This is a genomic window from Microbacterium sp. STRO-1N, assembly GCF_057748015.1.
The window spans coordinates 1956434-1977216 of sequence record NZ_CM173234.1 but is presented as its reverse complement, the minus strand read 5'-3'; the positions used below and the strand labels follow the sequence as shown (position 1 = coordinate 1977216).

The following is a 20783-nucleotide window of genomic DNA, read 5'->3' as shown; positions in this document are numbered from 1 at the left end:
GGTCAGCGGACCTGACGCGCAGTGAACTGCATACGCGGGTTCGCGTAGTACTCCTGCGACTCGATGAGCTGCAGCTCCCGCTCGCCCGAATCCAGCGTCGCCTGCAGCAGATCGAACACGCTCGACACGGTGCGCTCGAGAGCGAGCTTCGCATCACGGGTGGCGACGTAGTGCGCGGTGAACAGAGCGGCGGTCACATCGCCGGACCCGTTCGCCTTCATCGGCAGGTGCGGGGTGGCGACCAACCAGGCGCCCTTGTCGTCGACAGCGAGCATCTCGATCGTGCCCGCATCGCGGTCCGGGCGCTCGACGCTCGTCACGAGCACGATCGAGGGGCCCATCGCGCGCGCGGCATCGACCGAGGCGAGGGTCGACTCGAGCGTCGAGGGCTCAGTGCGCGTGAGATAGCCCAGTTCGAACTGGTTCGGTGTGATGATGTCGGCCACGGGCACCACGCGATCGCGCAGCAGTTCGGGGATGGCCGGCGCGACGAAGCATCCGCTCTTCGCATTGCCCATCACCGGATCGCAGGCGTACAGCGCCGCCGGATTGGCGGCCTTCACTCGGGCGACCGCGTCGATGATGACGTCGCCGATGCCCTCGCCGCCCTGATAACCGGACAGCACGGCATCCACCTTCGGGAAAGCGCCGCGCTCCTCGATTCCGGTGATGACGTCGCGCACATCCGACGGGTCGATGAGCGGTCCGCGCCAGGCCCCGTAGCCGGTGTGGTTGGAGAAGTTGACGGTGTACACCGGCAGTACGTCGACGCCGAACCGCTGCAGGGGGAAGACGGCTGCGGAGTTGCCGACGTGGCCGTATGCGACGGCGGACTGGATCGACAGGATCTTCATGGTGCTCTTCTTTCGTGCTCAGCGGGTGGCGGAGACGAGATCGGCGAGCAGTGCATCGCCTTCTTCGTCGGTGAGATCGTGGACGGTGAGTCGCAGATGGTGAGACGGTGCGGCGCGATCGGTGAGCCGGAAGGCGTCGCCGGTGCGGACCAGCCAGCCACGACGCATCATGCGCTCCGAGACGACGGATGCCGGCTCGGGCAGCGCGACCCACAGATTCATGCCGTCGCCCTGCGTCGCATGCAGTCCGTGCGCACGGAGCCTGTCGGCGAAGGCGCCGTTGCGCTCCGCGTAGTGCGCGCCCGCCGCGGCGATCTGCGCCTGAACGGCCTCGTCTGTGACGAGCCCGAGGACCAGGCGCTGCAGCAGATGGCTGACCCAGGTCGTCCCGGGGCTGAGCCGCTCCGCGAGTCGGGCCGCCGTCTCGGGATCGGTCGCGGCGACGGCCAGGCACATGTCAGGACCCAGGAACTTCGACACGCTGCGGATCAGGGCGAAGCGGCGGTGCTCGGCGGTGATGAGCGACTCGTACGGATGCGGCGAGAGCATCGAGAAGTGGTCGTCCTCGATGAGCAGCACATAGGGGTGGTCGGCGAGCACGGCCCGCAGTGCCGCCGCGCGCTCGGGTGTCAACCGCGCACCGGTCGGGTTCTGGGCTCGAGGAGTGCAGATCACGGCGCGCACTCCGGCATCCAGGGCGGCACGGAGACCGGCGACCGTCATGCCCTCGTCGTCGACCGGCACCGGGACGGCCCGGTAGCCGCCGAGACGGACGGTGTGGATGCTGGCGAGGAAGCACGGGTCTTCCAGCGCCACCGCGTCATCGCGGGTCAGCGCCTGAGCGAGCAGTCGCTCCACGGCATCCACCGCTCCGCTGGTGATGGTGATGCGGAAGTCGGCGGTCGGCAGGGCGGAGCCCATCCACTCCCGTGCCCAGGTCTCGAGACCGGGGTCGATCACGGGCTCGCCGTACAGCACCGGCCGCCCGCCGAAGCCGGCCAGCACGGGGGAGGGGTCGGGTATGAGAGCCGGGTCGGGGTTTCCGGTTCCGACGTCGCGCAGCACGGTATCGGGGGCGTACCCGTCCTGTGCGGCCGGAGTGCGCCCGGTGATCACCGTGCCCGCTCTGCCTCGAGTCTGCACGAGACCCGCCTGGACGAGCTGCCGGTACGCCGCCACGGCGGTGTTGCGATTGACGCCGAGGCGTTCGGCGAGCTCTCGCACCGGGGGCAGCAGGTCGCCGGTGCGCAGGATGCCGCGATCGCGCAGTCCGCGCACGCTGGCGGCGATCTCGGCCGCCGTGGTGCCGGTGATCTGCTCGTTCGTGTCAGCCATCGAAACACGAGTCTAGTTCGTCCTGCGACAGTGCTAGGTTTTGGCATAGATCAAATGGATCTTTGACCTTGATGAAGGGAAACCCGATGTCCCAGCCAGTCGCCACCGGAACCGGGCGCGTCAAGCGCGGCCTCGCCGAGATGCTGAAGGGCGGCGTCATCATGGACGTCGTCACGGCCGAGCAGGCCAAGATCGCCGAGGACGCCGGTGCTGTCGCCGTCATGGCGCTGGAGCGCGTGCCGGCGGACATCCGTGCGCAGGGCGGCGTGTCCCGCATGAGCGATCCCGACATGATCGACAGCATCATCGACGCCGTGTCGATTCCCGTGATGGCGAAGGCGCGCATCGGACACTTCGTCGAGGCGCAGGTTCTGCAGGAGCTCGGCGTCGACTACATCGACGAGTCCGAGGTCCTGTCGCCCGCGGACTACGTGAACCACATCGACAAGTTCGGGTTCACGGTGCCGTTCGTGTGCGGTGCGACGAACCTCGGCGAGGCGCTGCGCCGCATCAACGAGGGCGCGGCGATGATCCGCTCCAAGGGCGAAGCGGGCACCGGGGACGTCTCGGAGGCGATGAAGCACATCCGCAAGATCCGCGGCGAGATCGCCGCTCTCACAACCCTGCCGAAGGACGAGCTCTTCGTCGCGGCCAAGGAGCTGCAGGCCCCGTACGACCTGGTCGCCGAGATCGCGGAGACCGGCAAGCTCCCGGTCGTGCTGTTCGTCGCCGGTGGCGTCGCGACCCCGGCGGATGCTGCGATGATGATGCAGCTCGGTGCAGACGGCGTGTTCGTCGGGTCCGGCATCTTCAAGTCCGGCAATCCCGCCGAACGCGCCAAGGCGATCGTGAAGGCGACGACGTTCTTCGACGACCCGAAGGTGATTGCTGAGGTCTCCCGCGGCCTGGGCGAGGCGATGGTCGGCATCAACGTCTCCGACCTCCCGGCCCCGCACCGCCTGGCCGAGCGTGGCTGGTAGTCCACGCGTCGGCGTCCTCGCCCTCCAGGGCGACGTGCGAGAGCACGCTCGCGTCCTGGAGGGCCTGGGTGCCGCTGTGACGCTGGTGCGACGCCCGGAGGAACTCACCGAGGTCGACGGGCTGGTGCTCCCTGGCGGGGAGTCGACGGTGATCGACAAGCTCGCACGCGCCTTCGGCCTCGCGGAGCCGGTGCGAACGGCGATCGCCGAGGGTATGCCGGTCTACGGCACGTGCGCCGGGCTCATCCTGCTCGCGGATACCGTGCTCGACGGTGCCGAGGACCAGCAGAGCTTCGGCGGACTCGATGTCGTTGTGCGCAGGAACGCGTTCGGGCGGCAGACGGAGTCCTTCGAGACGAGCCTCGACATAGATGGGTTCGATGCTCCCGTCGATGCGACCTTCATCCGCGCACCCCTGATCGACACCGTCGGGCCTCGCGCTCGCGCGATCGGCTCGCTGCCGGACGGCGGTGTCGTCGCCGTGGAGCAGGGTGTGCTGCTCGGAACCTCGTTCCACCCGGAGGTCGCCGGCGAGGATCGGTTCCACCGGCGCTTCCTGGCGCACGTGCGGGCGCGCTGACCGTAGTCTTGCGGGCATGCGTCTGCCGATCGGTTCCACGGATGTCAGCACCAGTGGCGGCAACGCCACACTGATCGGCCGCCGAGGCGAGGGCTGGCAGCCCATCTCGACCGGCGGCCTCTCGCTGGAGGATGCGATCGCTCTCCTCGAGTCGTACGGCCACCGCGACGCGCACATGGATCCGGCGTTCGACGACGCTCTCGCCGTCGGTGACGGCGCGCCCGTGTTCGCACCTGGCGATGCGATCCTGTGGCGCTACGGACGCTACATCGAGACCGCACGGGTGATCCGCGACGACGAGCGCGGACTCGTCGTCTGGATCGCGTCCGGGTCCGCGCGCCTCGAGTCCGTCCCGGCAGACGGTCGTGGCACGCGCGATGTGCCGCTCGAAGAGCGGTTCAGTGTCCCATGGGTCACGAGGGAGTCCACCTGGCGCGGTCAGGGGATCGTCCGCGTCGCTCCCACCGGAAAGCCGTGGTCGGTCTGGTTCTTCCGCAACTCCGACGGCACACCGGCCGGCGCATACGTGAATGTCGAGCTGCCGCACCGGCGGGTGGCGGGGCAGCTGCCCGGTGTCTTCACACGGGACCTCGTTCTCGATCTCATGATCGATTTCGAGCATCCGGGCTCGGAGGACATCTGGCTCAAGGATGCCGATGAACTCGACGCCGCCGTCGCGCAAGGGCGCTTCACCTCTGAACAAGCCGACGCTGTGCGGGCGCTGACCGAACACGCCTGCCGCGAGTTCGCAGACCACGGCTCCTGGCCCCTCGATGAGGGCTGGGATCGCTGGATGCCGGATGCCGCCATGGACGTCCCGCTGCAGCTTCCCGGCGGCGCTGTGATCGACGCCCTGCGGCAGAGATCCGGGCAGTCCAGCATCCACGGCTGATCGACGCGGTGCCGAACCGCGTAGACTGATGCGCGCGAAACGCGAGAACGAGCGGGAGTCATATGTCCGGACATTCCAAATGGGCCACCACGAAGCACAAGAAGGCTGCGATCGACGCCAAGCGCGCGAAGTCGTGGGCGAAGCTCATCAAGAACATCGAGGTCGCCGCCAAGCTCGGCGGTGCTGATCTTCAGGGCAACCCGACCCTGTTCGACGCCGTGCTCAAGGCGAAGAAGACCTCGGTCCCGAAGGACAACATCGACCGCGCCATCAAGCGCGGCGCCGGCATCGGCGGCGAGGCCGTCGAGTACACCTCGATCATGTACGAAGGCTACGGACCCAACGGTGTCGCCCTCATGATCGAGTGTCTGACCGACAACAAGAACCGCGCAGCCGCCGAGGTGCGCACCGCGCTCACCCGCAACGGCGGAACGCTCGCGGATCCGGGCAGCGTCGCCTACAACTTCAGCCGCAAGGGCGTCATCGTGGTCAGCTCCGATGGGACCACCGAGGACGACGTCATGATGGCAGCGCTCGAGGCGGGTGCCGAGGAGATCGAGCCGCACGCCGAGGGCTTCGAGATCGTCACCGAGGCGACCGATCTCGTCTCGGTGCGCTCCGCGCTGGTCGACGCCGGTATCGAGTACGAGTCGGCCGATGTCGAATTCGTGCCGAACCTCAAGGTCGAGATCGACGCGGACACCGCGCGCAAGATCTTCCGCCTCATCGACGCACTCGAGGACAGCGAGGACGTGCAGAACGTCTTCAGCAACTTCGACCTCACCGCCGACGTCCAGGCCGAGCTCGAGAACGACGACGAGTAGGCGGGCGCGCCGCCGCGGCGGCGTCCGTCCTCGCGCATAGCCTGAAGGTGTGACCACTTCGACGATTCGCGTGCTCGGGATCGACCCCGGACTCACTCGCTGCGGCGTGGGGGTCGTGGACGTCGGTCGTTCGCGACGGGCGAGCCTCGTGCATGTCGGAGTCGTCCGCACGCCGGCGGATGCGCCGATCGGCGAGCGGCTCGCCGCCGTGGCTGCCGGCATCCGGGAGGTCGTCGCGACCTACGGACCGGATGCCGTGGCCGTTGAGCGCGTCTTCGCACAGCACAACAGCCACACGGTGATGGGGACCGCCCAGGCCAGCGGTGTCGCTCTTCTCGTGGCCGCCGAAGCAGGTCTTCCAGCCGCGACACACACGCCCAGCGAGGTGAAGGCCGCGGTGACCGGTTACGGCGCCGCGGACAAGAAGCAGGTCCAGTCGATGATCGCGCGCATCCTCCGGCTGGACGCACCGCCGCAGCCCGCCGACGCCGCTGATGCGCTGGCCATAGCGCTCTGCCACGCCTGGCGGCGCGGAGGGGATGTCGGTCGTGTCGGCGGGAGCCTGACCCCGGCGCAGCGCGCGTGGGCAGAGGCCGAGCGTGTCGCTCGAACATAACTACGACGCGTCTCGTAGGCTGGTCGCATGATCTCCTCTCTGCACGGTGTCGTCCTGCACGCCACGTCCGATCAGGTCGTCATCGAGGTCGGCGGCGTGGGCTTCTCCGTGGCTGTGCCGGCCGATGTCGCTCACACCGCGCGCGTGGGGGAGCGGCTCCAACTGCACACGAGCCTGATCGTCCGTGAGGATGCGCTGAGCCTGTTCGGCTTCGCCGAGCGCGATGAGCTCGAGATCTTCGGCCTGCTGCTGGGGGTCACCGGCGTGGGCCCGAAGTCCGCACTCGGCGTGCTGTCTCACATGACCGTGGATCAGATCGCCGAGGCGGTGACCGCCGAGGACGACGCACCGTTCCGACGGGTGTCCGGCATCGGGCCGAAGACGGCCAAGCTCATCGTGCTGCAACTCGCCGGCAAGGTCCACGCGCCAGCACCCGTCAGCCGCGCTGGCGCTGTCGCGCCGGACGTCTCCGATCAGGTGTCGGCCGCACTGGTCGGACTCGGCTGGTCGGAGAAGGTCGCTGTCGAGGCCGCCGCCCAGACCATCGCCGAAGCGAGCGAGGCCGAGCGGTCGTCCGTCTCAGCGCTGCTGCGCCGCACACTCGCCCTGCTGGGGCCTGCGCAGGGAGGCTCGCGTGGCTGACGCGCGTGACGCCGCAGAGCCGCAGGACGAGATCGAGCTCGCGATCGAGGGTGCGCTGCGACCAACGAGCCTGGGCGAGTTCGTCGGACAGCCCAAGGTCCGCGGTCAGCTGCAGCTGCTGCTCGAAGCCGCACGCATCCAGCAGCGGCCAGCCGACCACATCCTGCTCGCCGGTCCGCCTGGGCTCGGCAAGACGACTCTCGCGATGATCGTCGCGCACGAGAGCCAGCGACCCCTGCGACTGAGCAGCGGTCCCGCGATCCAGCACGCCGGCGACCTCGCAGCCCTGCTGTCCAGCCTCGTCCCGGGTGAGGTGCTCTTCATCGACGAGATCCACCGGATGGCGCGTTCGGCCGAGGAGATGCTCTATCTCGCGATGGAGGACTTCCGCATCGACATCATGGTCGGCAAAGGGGCCGGTGCCACCAGCATCCCGCTGGATCTGGCGCCCTTCACGCTCGTCGGTGCGACCACCCGCTCTGGGCTGCTGCCGAACCCGCTGCGCGATCGTTTCGGGTTCACGGGTCATCTCGAGTTCTACGACGAGTCCGATCTCGAGCGGGTCATCGCCCGTTCGGCGCTCGTGCTGGATGTGAAGCTTCCGGAAGACGCCCGTGCGGAGATCGCCCGACGCTCGCGCGGGACACCCCGTATCGCGAACCGACTGCTGCGCCGCGTGCGCGACTACGCGCTCGTCCACGGCGCGGGGAGCAGCGCGTCGCTGTCCGACGTACGTGCGGCGCTCGAACTCTACGACGTCGATCCGATCGGTCTCGACCGGCTCGACAGGGCCGTGCTGGAGACGCTGGTACGGCGGTTCCGCGGTGGGCCGGTCGGGCTCAGCACGCTCGCCGTGGCCGTCGGCGAGGAGGCTGAGACCGTCGAGAGCGTCGTCGAGCCGTACCTCGTGCGGATCGGATTCCTCGGGCGGACTCCGCGCGGACGCGTGGCGATGCCGGAGGCGTACGAGCACCTCGGCGTCGTCCACCCGGACAAGGCCGCATTGTTCGATGACCTATAATCGCTGAAGGCTTCCCCCCGACCCCTCTTCTGCACGCTCTGGCGCGTGCGCCCCTGAAAGGTTCCTCCTGATGGAAATCATGCTGTTCGGTCTTCTTGCGGTTCTCCTCATCTTCATGGTGATCAACACCCGCAAGCGCAACAAGCAGATGAAGGCCGAGCAGGCGGAGAAGGCGGAGAAGACGATTCCCGGCGCCAAGGTGCTCCTGCAGGGCGGCCTGTACGGTACGGTCGTCTCCTTCGACCCCGACAACCTCGACCAGCCGGCGCAGATCGAACTCGCCCCCGGCGCGGTCGTCGAGGTGCACAGCCAGGCGATCCTGCGCGTTGTGGAGCCCACCGAGGACGCTGACAACGAGCTCGAGGCCGACGAGGATGCGGCGGACGACGCCGACACGCACGACTCCGTGGATGCCGCGGCCGGCGATGACACCCCGTACGGCGTCGAGACGCCCGAGCAGACCCGTGCGCGTCTCGAGGGCGACGCCGACAGCAAGTAGCATCGCAGCGAGCACGCTCAACATCCCAGCCTGACTTCTCAGAAAGCGCGACCACGTGGCATCCTCCACTCCGACCCGTCATGCATGGCGGGTCCTCCTCGGCCTGCTCCTGGTGACGGCCGCCCTCTTCGGCATCAACGCCCTCGGCGTCTACGGCTTCAAGCAGAGCTCGTGGACTCCTGAGCTGGCGCTCGACCTCCAGGGCGGCACGCAGATCATCCTCAGCGCCGTGACGGAGGACGGATCCGATCCGACGCAGGAGCAGCTCGAGCAGGCATCGGACATCATCCGCCAGCGCGTCGACGCCTCCGGTGTCGCCGAGGCGGACATCACCACCGAGGGCGGCCGCAACATCGTGGTGCAGATCCCCGGCGAGGCCGATGAGGAGACGCTCGAGCGCATCCGCGCCGCGGCGCAGCTCGAGCTGCGCCCGGTCATCTACACGACAGCCGCGGCGACCGAGTTCACCGGGGAGGACGGCAACGCCACGCCGTACCCGACGCCGGACCCGTCGGCCAACGCCGTGCCCAGCGCCGAACCCACTGATTCCAGCGACCTGTCGTGGGTGACCGAGAAGCTGCAGCAGGAGTTCCTCGCCTACGACTGCGCCAACCCGCAGAACAACCCCTCGAACGCGCCGGCGGATCAGCCGCTGATCACGTGCGACGACCTGGGGACGACGAAGTACATCCTCGGCCCGCAGGAGCTCGACGGCACGGCCATCGACGACGCGACCAGCGGTCGCGACCCGCGCTCCGGTGCGTGGATCGTGCAGCTGGATCTCGACGACGACGGTGCCGGCGTGTTCGGCGAGATCAGCCAGCGCCTGTACCAGAACAAGATCGACGGGCTGAGCCCGCGAGACCAGTTCGCCTTCGTCCTGGATGGCAAGGTCATCTCGGCGCCGCAGATGAACGGTGTCATCCTCGATGGCAACCCGAGCATCTCGGGCAGCTTCACGCAGGAGACCGCTCAGGTCCTCGCCGATCAGCTCAAGTACGGTGCTCTGCCGCTGAGCTTCTCGGTCGAGAGCACCGACACGGTCTCGGCGACCCTCGGCACCCAGCAGCTGCAGATCGGCCTGATCGCAGGCCTCATCGGCCTCGCGCTGGTCGCGCTGTACTCGCTGTTCAGCTATCGGGCCCTCGGCTGGGTGATCATCGCCTCGATCGCCGTCATGGCCGTGCTGACCTACATCATCATCTGCATCCTCGCGTGGCGCATCGGCTATCGTCTGTCGCTCGCCGGCGTCGCAGGTCTGATCGTGTCGATCGGATTCACGGCTGACTCGTTCATCGTGTACTTCGAGCGCATCCGAGACGAGCTCCGCGACGGCAAGTCGGTCACGGCCGCTGTCGAGGACGGCTGGGGTCGCGCGAAACGCACCATCTACATCTCGAAGTCCATCAACATCCTCGCCGCGGTGGTGCTGTACATCCTCGCCGACGCCACGGTGAAGGGCTTCGCGTTCACTCTCGGGCTCACGACCCTCATCGACGTCTTCATCTTCGTGATCTTCACGCATCCGGTGATGCAGCTGCTCGCGCGCACGAAGTTCTTCGGCGAGGGACACAGGCTGTCGGGGCTCGACCCGGAGAGCCTTGGCGCCGTCTACCACACCCGTACCCAGTACCGGGAGGTCGAGACAGCCAGCGCCGGCCGAGGAGCGAAGAACGCGCGTTCGCGGGCCGAAGCCGACCGCAGGCAGACGATCGCCGAGCGCAAGCGTGCTGAGGCGCTGGCGTCCTCCGATTCGACGAGCACCACCGGAAACGAGGGCGAGCACTGATGTTCTCCATGAATGAGTTCGGCAACAACCTCTACACGGGCAAGACCTCGTTCCCCTTCGTCGGGAAGCGCGTGCTGTGGTTCTGGATCGCGATCGCGCTGGTGGTCGGCTCGATCCTCGTGCTGTTCATCCGGCCGCCGCAGTTCTCGATCGAGTTCACCGGTGGATCGCAGTTCACCGTGGCATCCCCGGCATCCACGGATCAGAGCCTCGCGACCGACGCGGTCAACGAGATCGTCCCCGAAGCGACGACGAAGGTCGCCGTCATCGGCGGAACCGACGTGCGGGTCCAGACGTCGCAGATGAGCGCCACGGAGACCCAGCAGGTCGCCGGCGCCCTCGCCGAGGCCTACGAGGTCGAGCAGAGCGAGGTCACATCCTCGTTCATCGGCCCGGCCTGGGGGGAGAACGTCACCCGCCAGTCGCTCTGGGGCCTGGCGATCTTCCTGGCCCTGACCTTCCTCATCCTCGCCATCTACTTCCGCACCTGGAAGATGTCCGCCGCGGCGATCCTGGGTCTGGTCGACGTGCTCATCATCACGGTCGGAATCTACTCACTGGCCGGGTTCGAGATCTCGCCGGCCGCGGTGATCGGCTTCCTCACGATCCTCGCGTACTCCCTGTACGACACCACTGTCGTGTTCGACAAGATCAGGGAGAACACCACCGAGGACGGCGAGAAGTCCGCGCGCCTGTTCGGGGAGTCCGTCAACCTCGCGGTCAACCAGACCCTCGTGCGCTCGATCAACACGTCCATCGTCGCGGCGCTGCCGGTCGGCGCGATCCTGTTCATCGGTGCATTCTGGCTCGGCGCTGAGACGCTCACCGACATCTCGCTGTCGATCTTCATCGGCATCCTGGTGGCCACGTACTCGACGCTCTTCGTCGCGGCTCCGCTGTACTCGCTGTTCCGCGAGAAGGAGTCGGCGATCACCGAGCGCGATGCGCGCATCCGCGAGGCCCGCGAACGCGCCGTCGCCAGTGTCTGACGCTCCCCGGTGGGGCTGGGGACCCGCTCAGGCGCGTAGGATTGCAGAGCCCAGGAGGTAGACGATGGCGGAGGCGAACGCGCAGACGCAGGGATCCAGTCTCAGACGACTCGTACCCCGCATCTTCTCGCGCGCTCCCCGCGTCGACGACCTGGACATGCTGGGTCGAACGGTCAGGGCGAATCATCCCAAGGGCGACCTCGCGATCATCGATCGCGCATACGCCGTCGCCAAGGAGAAGCACGCCGGGCAGAAGCGTCAGAGCGGTGAGCCGTACATCACGCATCCGCTCGCCGTGGCACAGATCCTCGCCGAACTCGGGCTCGGCCCTCGAGCGATCGCCGCAGCCCTGCTGCACGACACGGTCGAGGACACCGGCTACGCGCTGAGCGAGTTGACCGCGGAGTTCGGCGACGAAGTGGCGATGCTCGTCGACGGCGTCACCAAGCTCGACAAGGTCAAATACGGCGAGAGCGCGCAGGCCGAGACGGTCCGCAAGATGATCGTCGCGATGTCGAAGGACATCCGGGTTCTGCTGATCAAGCTCGCCGACCGCCTCCACAACGCGCGCACCTGGGGATTCGTCCCACCGGAGAAGGCGGCGAAGAAGGCCAAGGAGACACTCGAGATCTACGCGCCTCTCGCGCATCGCCTCGGAATCCAGGCGATCAAGAGCGAACTCGAGGATCTCTCGTTCGCCGTGCTGCACCCCAAGATCTACGCCGAGATCAACAGCCTCATCGCGCAGCGCACGCCGCAGCGCGAGAAGTATCTGGGCCAGGTCATCGAGGCGATCGACGAGGATCTGCGGGATCTGCGCATCCGAGGGAAGGTCGTCGGTCGGCCCAAGCAGCTGTACTCCGTTTATCAGAAGATGGTCATCCGCGGGCGCGAGTTCGACGACATCTACGATCTCATCGGCATCCGGGTCCTGGTGAACTCCGTACGCGACTGCTACGCGGTGCTCGGAGCGATCCACGCCCGGTGGACGCCGCTGCCCGGCCGGTTCAAGGACTACATCGCGACCCCCAAGTTCAACCTCTACCAGTCGCTGCACACGACCGTGATCGGTCCGAGCGGCCGCACCGTCGAGATCCAGATCCGCACGCATGAGATGCACCAGCAGGCCGAGTTCGGTGTCGCGGCGCACTGGATGTACAAGGAGCGGATGAACGGCGGCAAGGCCGAACTCCGTGCATCGGACACCGACATGGCGTGGCTCGCGCACATCTCGGACTGGCAGGCCGAGACCGCCGACCCGGGGGAGTTCCTGGACTCGCTGCGGTTCGAGATCGGTGCCAAAGAGGTCTACGTCTTCACGCCCAAGGGCCGCGTGATCGGACTCCCTGCGGGTGCGACGCCGGTGGACTTCGCCTACGCCGTGCACACCGAGATCGGTCATCGCACCATGGGCGCGAAGGTGAACGGGCGACTCGTCCCACTGGAGTCCGTCCTCACCAGCGGCGACGTCGTCGAGGTCTTCACCTCGAAGAACCCGGATGCCGGCCCCAGCCAGGACTGGCTCGGCTTCGTCAAGAGCACGCGTGCCCGCAACAAGATCCGCGGCTGGTTCACCAAGGAGCGTCGCGAGGAGGCGATCGAGCAGGGCAAGGAGGCCATCGCGCGCGCGATGCGCCGACAGAACCTGCCGCTGCAGCGGCTCATGAGCCAGGAGTCGTTCTCCGAGCTCGCCCGTCAGCTGCACTACGAGGACGTCTCCGCGCTGTACGCCGCTGTGGGCGAAGGTCACGTGTCCACGCAGTCGGTGATCGAGAAGGTCACGGCGCTCGTCGCCGCGGAAGAGACGAACACCGGTGCGATCACGATCCCGGTCAGCTCGTCCCGCGAACCGCGCGCCGGGGACTCCGGTGTGCTCGTGCGCGGTGCCTCGGACATCCTCGTCAAGCTCGCGAAGTGCTGCACGCCGGTCCCCGGCGACGCGATCGTCGGCTTCGTCACGCGCGGAAGCGGAGTGTCCGTGCACCGCACGGACTGCGTCAACGTCAAGGCTCTCAGCGCCGACGAACAGCGCTTCGTCGACGTCGAGTGGGGTCCGACCTCGAAGAGCGTGTTCCGGGTGCAGATCCAGGTCGAGGCGCTCGACCGGTCAGGGCTCCTCTCCGACGTGACCCGCGTCCTCAGCGAGCATCACGTGAACATCCTGTCCGCGACGGTCACGACTACGGACGAACGCCTCGCGCTCAGCCGATTCGTCTTCGAGATGGGCGATGCCGTGCATCTCGACCGGGTCCTGAACGCCGTGCGCCGCATCGACGCCGTCTACGACGTCTACCGGGTCACCTCGTCGTAGCCTGATTCGAGCGTCGCGATGGCCAGCCGTTTGCCCGGCAGCCGCTCTCGCTCACGCAGCAGGTCGATGGCGGGGGAGACCTTCGTCGGGTCCAGAGCGAGCAGCGCGAGCAGCCATGTGCGCGACTCCGCGTCACGGCCGGATCTGGCCAGGTCGACCAGCGTCGCCGGCACGGTGAGGACGCGGATGCCGGAGAGCACCTGGAACTCGGTCGGCGGCACGACGCCGTCGTGCAGCACGACGTCCGCGTCAGCCGGCGCTCGCAGCCGGCGCGGCCCATGCGGTCGAACATGGCAGCGCGAGGGCCTGCCGTCTCCGGCACCGTGCACCCAGGCAGCCGTGGTGCCGGCGACGACGTGCTCATCCCGCAGGTGAGACGCGAGCGAGAGCAATCGGATGTCCGCCGTCTCGGGGACGTCCGCGGGGAGGAACGCGTCGCCGACCTCGAACACCAGCCCGTCCAGGCGCATCGCCCGCAGCTCGGCATCCGAGAGGGCCGCACCCGGTCGATACAGCAGGGCGGGGTTCATGCACCCAGTGTGCACAGAAGCCGTCCTCCCCATGCACGGGAGGACGGCTTCTGTGGATAACGGAACGAGTCAGCTGCCGAGCGCGTTGAGCCAGGTGCGACGCGCCTCGAGAGCTTCGGCGGCCTCGGCCGCCGCCTTCTTGTCGCCCGCCTTCTCGGCTGCGGCCTTCTCGGCCTCGAGCTTCTCGATCGCGTCCAGCAGCTGCTGGCTCATGTCGTTGGCGCGTGCCTTCGTCTCGGGGTTGTTCTTCTTCCAGTCGACATCCTCGCGGGCCTTCAGCGCCTGCTCGATCACGCGCAGCTTGTCGTCGAGCGCGCGCTCCTTGTCGCGCGGGAAGATCCGGCCGACCTCGTCCCACTCCCGCTGGATGCCGGTCAGCAGCGCGCGAGCGCGCTTGATGTTCGACTCATCGGCCACGGCCTTGGCCTTTTCCAGCAGCGCGGTGCGGGCCTCGATCTTCGGAGCCGAGTCGGCCTCTTCCGCGGCGCTCTGCTCAGCTCGTGCGGCGTACAGCGCATCGCCTGCGGCCTTGAAGCGCGCCCACAGCGCGTCGTCGACCTTGCGGCCGGCGCGGCCGGCGGCCTTCCAATCATCCAGCAGCGCCCGGTACGACGGGATGCCGTCGACACCCCGCGGAGCCAGCGCCTCGGCGCGCTCCACGAGACGTGTCTTGACGTCGCGAGCGGCCTTGTGCGTCTCGTCGAGCTCGGCGTAGAACGCGCGGCGCTGCCGGTCGATCGTCGCGCGGGCGTCGCGGAATCGCTTCCACAGCTGCTGCGAGACGGACTTCGGCAGACGCGGTCCGTTCTGCTGCTGGGCCTGCCACGCGTCGAACAGCTCGGTGACCTCGGAGGTCACCTGCTTCCAGTGCGCCTTGGACAGGTCGCCGGCGGCGATGGTCTCGATCCGCTCGACGAGCACGCTGCGCTCGGCGATCGCCTGATCCAGAAGCTCCTTGGCCTGCTCGGCCTCCTGAGCGCTGGCCTCCGCGAGTGAGGCGGTCAGCGCGTCCAGGCGTTCGCGCAGGCTCGCGAGATCGCCGACGGCCGCGGCATCCGTGACCTCAGTGACCAGATGCGAGGCCTGAGCCGTCAACTCGCCGGCAGCGGCACCGCCGGCGGCGTGGCGCTGCTCGAGCGTGGTGACCTTGAACGCGAGATCCTCGAACTTGCGGACGAAGTAGGCGATCGCCTCGTCACCGGACGCATCCGGATACTGACCGACGACGCGCCAGGCGTCGCCTTCGCGAACTTCGACGGTGCCGTCCTCCGTGACGCGGCCCCAGTCGGCGGCGCCCGCGATCGTCGGCGCCGCAGGTGCGGCGGGGGCGACGGGGACGCGCGGCGGGCCCGGTACCCGCGGCGGCGCGGGGACGGGGGGAGTCGGCTTCGGCGATTCGGTGGCAGACACGATGTGCTCCTTGCGCGGTCATCCCGCGGGAGGTGGAAGGGACGGTGATCAGCCTAGTATGCGCGGCACCGCCCCTCGGCTTCAGGCGTGGCCGGCCGCCCTCACATGTTCGTTACGGATTTGTGAGCGGATCGTTCGACGCGCGTAACGGGGGCCGGACACTGCGTGAAACACCGCCGATCTACCTTCGGGAGCACCGAACAGAGGAGGCACCGTGAGAGACCGATCAGCAGCATCGTCCGATGTGCTCGTGGTGGGTGCGGGCATGGTGGCGCACCGCTTCGTGGAGAGCCTGCTCACGCGCACCGACGAGAAGCTGCGCGTCACCGTCATCGGCGATGAGGGGCGCGCACCGTACGACAGGGTCGGTCTCACGTCTTTCTTCTCCGGAGCCACCCCGGAGGACCTCACGCTCGACCCGCAGGTGCTGGACGACGAGCGGGTGCACTTCATCGGCGGTGACCGCGTCACCGGCATCGATCGCCGCGGCCGCACGGTGCGGACCCGCTCCGGTCTCGACTACTCGTACGGGACCCTCGTCCTCGCGACCGGCTCGTATGCCGCGCGGGTCGCCGTCGACGGCTCCGACCTCGCAGGATGCTTCGTCTACCGAACGCTCGACGATGTCGCTCAGATGCGCGCCTTCGTCGAACGCCGCACCGCCGAACTCGGACGACCGCTGCGCGGCGCGGTGATCGGCGGTGGTCTGCTGGGGCTGGAGGCCGCCGGCGCTCTGCAGGGACTCGACGTCGATTGCACGGTCGTGCAGTCGTCCGACCGGCTGATGTCGGCGCAGCTCGACCTCGCCGGCGGGACGATGCTGCGACGGCTGATCGAGTCGCGCGGCATCGCCGTCCGGACCCAGAGCCGCACCACCCGCCTCGATCCTGACGCATCGGGCGCCGTCACTCAGCTGCAGTTCCAGGACGGCAGCATGCACGCCGCCGACATCGTCGTCTTCACCGTCGGCGTTCGTCCTCGCGACGAACTCGCGCGCCTCGCGCAGCTCGCCGTCCACCCCGGCGGCGGCGTCCTGATCGATGATCGCTGCCGCACGGCTGACGAGAACATCCTCGCGATCGGCGAAGTGGCGAACTACGACGGACGCTCGGTCGGGCTCGTCGCTCCTGGTTACGCGATGGCTGAGGTCGCCGCGACCCGTCTGCTGGGCGGAGATGCGACCTTCCCCGGCTACGACGAGTCCGCGAAGCTCAAGCTCTCCGGTGTCGATGTCGCCAGCTTCGGCGATGCGATGGCGACGACCCCGAACGCTCTCGATGTGGTCTATGCCGACCCGGTGGCAGGCGTCTACAAGAAGCTCGTCCTGTCCGACGACGCGAAGACGCTGCTCGGTGGCATCCTCGTCGGCGATGCCTCCGCCTACGGCTCCCTGCGTCCGCTGGTCGGCGCGCCCCTGGGCGCAGACCCTGCCGCCTACCTGATGCCGGAGGGCGGTGTCGAGGCACCGACCGGCGAGCTTCCGGATGCCGCGGTGGTGTGCTCGTGCTCCAACGTCACGGCCGGGCGCATCCGCCAGGCCGTGCACGAAGAGGGCTGCATGGACGCGGGTGCGGTCAAGGCCTGCACCAAGGCGGGAGCCACGTGCGGCTCGTGCATCTTCACGGTCAAGAAAGTGGTCGGCCAGGAGCTGGCCAAGCTCGGTCAGACCGCGTCCAACGCCCTGTGCGAGCACTTCGACATGTCGCGCCGGCAGCTCTTCGACGCCGTGCGCGTCTCGGGTCTGACCACCTTCAGCACCGTCATCGCGCGGTTCGGACGCGGTCGCGGCTGCGATGTGTGCAAGCCGGCTCTCGCCAGCATCCTCGCGGTGCTCGTAGGCGACCACGTGCTCGACAACGAGAACGCGACGCTGCAGGACACCAACGACCACGTCATGGCGAACATGCAGAAGGACGGCACGTACTCGGTCGTCCCGCGGATGCCCGGTGGCGAGGTGACGCCCCAGGGGCTCATCGCGATCGGACGCATCGCGGACGACTACGGCCTGTACACGAAGATCACCGGCGGCCAGCGCATCGACATGTTCGGCGCCCGGCTCGAGCAGCTTCCGGAGATCTGGCAGCGGCTCGTGGATTCCGGGTTCGAATCGGGGCAGGCATACGGCAAGGCGCTGCGCACCGTGAAATCGTGCGTCGGCTCCACCTGGTGCCGCTACGGCGTGCTCGACTCCGTCGGCATGGCCGTCCGCCTCGAGCTGCGCTACCGCGGTCTGCGGTCGCCGCACAAGCTCAAGGTCGGCGTCTCCGGCTGCGCCAGGGAGTGCGCCGAGGCTCGTGGCAAGGACGTCGGCGTGATCGCGACCGAGACCGGCTGGAACATGTACGTCGGCGGCAACGGCGGATTCTCGCCGCGTCACGCGGAGCTGCTGGCCTCCGATCTCGACGACGAGGGTCTCATCCGCGCCATCGACCGATTCTTCATGTACTACATCCGCACCGCCGACCGGCTGCAGCGCACGGCCGGCTGGTGCGAGGAGCTCGAAGGCGGTCTGGACGGGCTCAAGCAGGTCATCTTCGACGACAGCCTCGGCATCTGCGCCGACCTGGATGCCGCGATGGCCGCGCATGTGGATCGCTACGAGGACGAGTGGGCTGCGACGCTGCGCGATCCGGAGAAGCTGCGCCGGTTCGAGTCCTTCGTCAACGCCTCGGACACGCCCGACCCGTCCCTCGCCTACGTCCCGGAGCGCGGCCAGGTCCGCCCCGCGACCGCCCAGGAGCGCGCCGAGGGCGGCGTGCTGATCGCAGGAACCACTCTGGAGGTGCGCCGATGACCATCGCAGCAGACCAGCAGACTCTGATCCGCGTCTGCAGGGTCGACGACCTCGAGGTCGAGCGCGGCAGGGCTGCGTTGTTCGGGACGACGCAGATCGCGCTCTTCCTGCTCGAGGACGGCACCGTGCACGCGGTCGCCAACCTCGATCCGTACAGCGGCGCGAACGTGATGTCTCGAGGAATCGTCGGCAGCCGAGGCGACGCGCCGACCGTCGCCTCCCCGATGCACAAGCAGGTGTTCGACCTTCGATCAGGCGAATGCCTCGACGCGCAGGGCAAGGAACCCATCGCCTTGCGCACCTGGCCCGTCACGATCGTCGGCGGCGTCGTCCACCTCGAAGCGGAGGATCTGCGATGACCCTCCTGCTCGGAGTCACGCTCACCGGACGCGACGTGCTCCTCGTCGGCGGAGGGGACGTGACGGCGCGTCGCCTGCGGCGGTTCCTCGCCGAGGGCGCACTGGCGCGCATCGTGGCCCCGGAGCTGACGGCGGAGACCGCCGCGCTCGTGGACGCCAACGGCATCCCGTGGAGGCAGGGACGATTCCGGCCGGCGGACCTGCGCGGCGCCTGGCTCGTCCATGCCGCCACGGGTGACCAGCGCGTCGACCGCGACATCGCAGCGCGCTGCGACCGTCGCCGTGTGCTCTGCGTCAACGCCGGCGATGGCGGGCACGGTTCGGCGCGCCTCACCGCCCAGGTCGACGCCGGGGACATCACCGTCGCCGTCACGAGTGCGGTGGGCGCCGATCCGCGACGCTCCGCGACCGTGCGCGACGCGATCGGCGATCTGCTGGCGAACGGGCGGCTGCCGCTGCGGCGGCGTCGGCCAGGCGGTGCCGGACGGGTCGATCTCGTCGGCGGCGGCCCTGGTCCGGCCGATCTCATGACGGTGCGCGCGCGGCGGCTGATCGCGGAGGCCGATGTCATCGTCGCTGACCGGCTCGGACCGACCGCCGAGGTCCTGCAGGATCTCGACCAGGACGTGCAGGTGATCGACGTCGGCAAGCGCCCGGGGAGCCACCCGGTGCCACAGGACGAGATCAATCGCATCATCGTCGAGAACGCGGCCGCCGGACGGAGGGTCGTCCGGCTCAAGGGCGGCGACCCGTTCGTGTTCGGCCGCGGCGGTGAGGAGATGCAGGCGTGCCTGGCTGCGGGGATTTCCGTCGACGTCGTGCCGGGACCGTCCAGCGCGATCGCTGTTCCGCAGGCCGCCGGCATCCCGGTCACTCACCGCGGCACGGCCTCGGCCTTCCATGTCGTCAACGGTCAGGGCACCATTGCGGCCAGTACGCTGGAAGCGATGGCGGATGACGCGGTGACCACGATCGTGCTGATGGGCGTCGCCGCCCTCGGCGGGATCGTCGACGCTGCGCTGCGCCACGGCATCCCCGCGGATCGCCCCGTGGCCTTCGTCGAGAGCGGGCACACCGCGCAGCAGCGCACCACGCGCACGACGCTGGGCCGCGCGTCGCACGACGCCGCGGCCGTGGGTCTGCGCAACCCAGCCGTCATCGTGATCGGCGATGTGGCGCGGGCCGACCTGCTCATGCCGACCCCGGAGCGGATCGGGGCAACCCAGGCGTGACCGAACGACCCCAGCTCGACGCGGTGCTGACCGGCTGCACGATGGTGATCGCCGCCGATCGTCGCGCCGGCGACCTCGCCACCGCACTCGAACGTCGCGGTGCGCAGGTCTATCGCGCCCCGGCGCTCACGATCCTGCCCAATGCCGATGACGACCTGCTGCTCCAGCGCACCCGCGAGCTCATCGCCCACCCGCCGGACATCGTGATCGTCACGACCGGCGTCGGCTTCCGCGGCTGGATGGATGCCGCGCACGAGAACGGTCTCGCCGACGAGCTCACCGAGGCGTTCCGCACGACGCAGTTCGTCGCCAGAGGTCCGAAGGCGCACGGAGCGATCCAGCAGGCGGGCTTCGCGGCCGACTGGGTGGCGGAGAGCGAGACGGCCGCCGAAGTGGGGGAGTACCTCACCCGCAACGGCGTCGCAGGCAGGCGCATCGCGATCCAGCACCACGGCGCCGGCTCGGATGGCCTGGACGAGCTCATGACCGCGCACGGAGCAGATGCGGTGAGCATCACGGTGTACCGCTGGGGTCCGCCGCCGGACCCCAAGATCGTGAGCCGTTCCGCGATGCAGGCGGCCACTGGAGAGGTGGATGCCGTGCTGTTCACCTCGGCGCCGGGCGCCGCCGAGTGGATCAGAGCCGCGGAGCGCGGCGGACGGCTGGACGCGATCCGCGAGCGGGCGGCCGCAGGACGGCTGCTGCTGGCATCGGTCGGTCCTGTCACTGCCGCGCCGCTCGTCGAGGCGGGCCTTCGCACGACGCTGGCCGTCCGTGGACGGCTGGGTTCTCTGGTGCGCTGCGTCATCGACCACTACGCCACCGGGGCCACGCCGCGCCTGGTGACGGTCGCGGGGACCATCGAAGTCCGCAGCGGCGGCGCGCTGGTGGACGAACGGTTCATCCCGCTGTCGCGCGCCTCGGCGAACGTGCTGGGCGCCCTGTTCGACGCCGGTGGACGCGTGCTGTCGCGCGAGGAGCTGGGTCATGTGCTGCCGCGCGGCGGAGAGAACGCCCACGCCGTCGAGATGGCGATCGCACGGCTGCGGGAGGCGCTCGGCTGCCCCGACGCCGTCAAGACGGTCATCAAGCGCGGATACCGCCTCGCCGTCCTGGAGGATTGAAC

Annotated in this window: 19 protein-coding genes; 15 read left to right on the top strand and 4 right to left on the bottom strand. The window is 68.7% G+C overall.

The features are described 5' to 3' along the window. Positions 1-2 precede the first annotated feature (2 nt). Together pdxY and AC3ANJ_RS09400 are read right to left on the bottom strand one after the other, a co-directional pair. Positions 3-854, bottom strand: a complete 852-nt coding sequence (gene pdxY, locus AC3ANJ_RS09405; protein WP_488316097.1) for a pyridoxal kinase PdxY — start codon at positions 852-854, stop codon at positions 3-5. Between the two features lie 18 nt (positions 855-872). Then, positions 873-2189, bottom strand: coding sequence for an aminotransferase class I/II-fold pyridoxal phosphate-dependent enzyme (locus tag AC3ANJ_RS09400; RefSeq protein WP_488316096.1), 1317 nt, complete (start codon positions 2187-2189; stop codon positions 873-875). An 86-nt stretch (positions 2190-2275) separates the two neighbouring features. On the opposite strand from AC3ANJ_RS09400, the gene pdxS reads away from it, so the two are divergent. From pdxS to AC3ANJ_RS09345, 11 genes are all read left to right on the top strand, one after another. Continuing rightward, complete coding sequence (pdxS, locus tag AC3ANJ_RS09395) at positions 2276-3169, top strand: pyridoxal 5'-phosphate synthase lyase subunit PdxS (protein WP_488316095.1); 894 nt, start codon at positions 2276-2278, stop codon at positions 3167-3169. Beyond that, on the top strand, positions 3159-3749 hold the full coding sequence (pdxT, locus tag AC3ANJ_RS09390) for a pyridoxal 5'-phosphate synthase glutaminase subunit PdxT (RefSeq protein WP_488316094.1): 591 nt from the start codon (positions 3159-3161) through the stop codon (positions 3747-3749). Before pdxS ends, pdxT begins: the two co-directional genes overlap by 11 nt. Before the next feature lie 16 nt (positions 3750-3765). Beyond that, the gene (locus tag AC3ANJ_RS09385) at positions 3766-4641 is read left to right on the top strand and encodes a DUF402 domain-containing protein (RefSeq protein ID WP_488316093.1); all 876 of its coding nucleotides are present in this window, start codon (positions 3766-3768) and stop codon (positions 4639-4641) included. A gap of 62 nt (positions 4642-4703) precedes the next feature. Beyond that, complete coding sequence (locus AC3ANJ_RS09380; protein WP_488316092.1) at positions 4704-5465, top strand: YebC/PmpR family DNA-binding transcriptional regulator; 762 nt, start codon at positions 4704-4706, stop codon at positions 5463-5465. Positions 5466-5514: 49 nt separating this feature from the next. Further along, positions 5515-6081 carry a crossover junction endodeoxyribonuclease RuvC gene (ruvC, locus tag AC3ANJ_RS09375; protein ID WP_406250382.1) on the top strand — a complete coding sequence of 189 codons (567 nt, stop codon included), beginning with the start codon at positions 5515-5517 and terminating at the stop codon, positions 6079-6081. Between the two features lie 27 nt (positions 6082-6108). After that, complete coding sequence (ruvA, locus tag AC3ANJ_RS09370; RefSeq protein WP_488316091.1) at positions 6109-6723, top strand: Holliday junction branch migration protein RuvA; 615 nt, start codon at positions 6109-6111, stop codon at positions 6721-6723. Beyond that, the gene (gene ruvB, locus AC3ANJ_RS09365) at positions 6716-7744 is read left to right on the top strand and encodes a Holliday junction branch migration DNA helicase RuvB (protein WP_488316090.1); all 1029 of its coding nucleotides are present in this window, start codon (positions 6716-6718) and stop codon (positions 7742-7744) included. The genes ruvA and ruvB overlap by 8 nt, the downstream gene beginning before the upstream one ends. Positions 7745-7814: 70 nt before the next feature. Continuing rightward, positions 7815-8243 carry a preprotein translocase subunit YajC gene (locus tag AC3ANJ_RS09360; RefSeq protein ID WP_488316089.1) on the top strand — a complete coding sequence of 143 codons (429 nt, stop codon included), beginning with the start codon at positions 7815-7817 and terminating at the stop codon, positions 8241-8243. 55 nt (positions 8244-8298) lie between these two features. After that, the gene (secD, locus tag AC3ANJ_RS09355; RefSeq protein WP_406250388.1) at positions 8299-10032 is read left to right on the top strand and encodes a protein translocase subunit SecD; all 1734 of its coding nucleotides are present in this window, start codon (positions 8299-8301) and stop codon (positions 10030-10032) included. Continuing rightward, on the top strand, positions 10032-11021 hold the full coding sequence (gene secF, locus AC3ANJ_RS09350; protein ID WP_488316088.1) for a protein translocase subunit SecF: 990 nt from the start codon (positions 10032-10034) through the stop codon (positions 11019-11021). Before secD ends, secF begins: the two co-directional genes overlap by 1 nt. 64 nt (positions 11022-11085) lie before the next feature. Next, entirely contained in the window at positions 11086-13332 is a 2247-nt protein-coding gene (locus AC3ANJ_RS09345; protein WP_488316087.1) for a RelA/SpoT family protein, read from the top strand. On the opposite strand, the gene AC3ANJ_RS09340 is transcribed toward AC3ANJ_RS09345, so the two are convergent. Together AC3ANJ_RS09340 and AC3ANJ_RS09335 are read right to left on the bottom strand one after the other, a co-directional pair. Beyond that, positions 13311-13862 (bottom strand): type IV toxin-antitoxin system AbiEi family antitoxin, encoded by a 552-nt coding sequence (locus AC3ANJ_RS09340; protein ID WP_488316086.1) that lies wholly within the window; start codon positions 13860-13862, stop codon positions 13311-13313. The two genes, AC3ANJ_RS09345 and AC3ANJ_RS09340, sit on opposite strands and share 22 nt — an antisense overlap. Before the next feature lie 69 nt (positions 13863-13931). After that, positions 13932-15272 (bottom strand): DUF349 domain-containing protein, encoded by a 1341-nt coding sequence (locus tag AC3ANJ_RS09335; protein WP_488316085.1) that lies wholly within the window; start codon positions 15270-15272, stop codon positions 13932-13934. A gap of 265 nt (positions 15273-15537) precedes the next feature. Between AC3ANJ_RS09335 and nirB the strand changes: the two genes are divergently transcribed. Genes nirB through AC3ANJ_RS09315 form a run of 4 tightly spaced genes read left to right on the top strand, consistent with a single transcriptional unit; the run spans position 15538 to position 20781 of the window. Continuing rightward, entirely contained in the window at positions 15538-18066 is a 2529-nt protein-coding gene (gene nirB / locus AC3ANJ_RS09330; protein ID WP_488319257.1) for a nitrite reductase large subunit NirB, read from the top strand. After that, on the top strand, positions 18063-18425 hold the full coding sequence (gene nirD, locus AC3ANJ_RS09325; protein WP_488316084.1) for a nitrite reductase small subunit NirD: 363 nt from the start codon (positions 18063-18065) through the stop codon (positions 18423-18425). Before nirB ends, nirD begins: the two co-directional genes overlap by 4 nt. After that, entirely contained in the window at positions 18422-19657 is a 1236-nt protein-coding gene (gene cobA, locus AC3ANJ_RS09320) for a uroporphyrinogen-III C-methyltransferase (protein WP_488316083.1), read from the top strand. The genes nirD and cobA overlap by 4 nt, the downstream gene beginning before the upstream one ends. 41 nt (positions 19658-19698) lie before the next feature. Further along, the gene (locus AC3ANJ_RS09315; protein ID WP_488319256.1) at positions 19699-20781 is read left to right on the top strand and encodes a uroporphyrinogen-III synthase; all 1083 of its coding nucleotides are present in this window, start codon (positions 19699-19701) and stop codon (positions 20779-20781) included. Positions 20782-20783 lie beyond the last annotated feature (2 nt).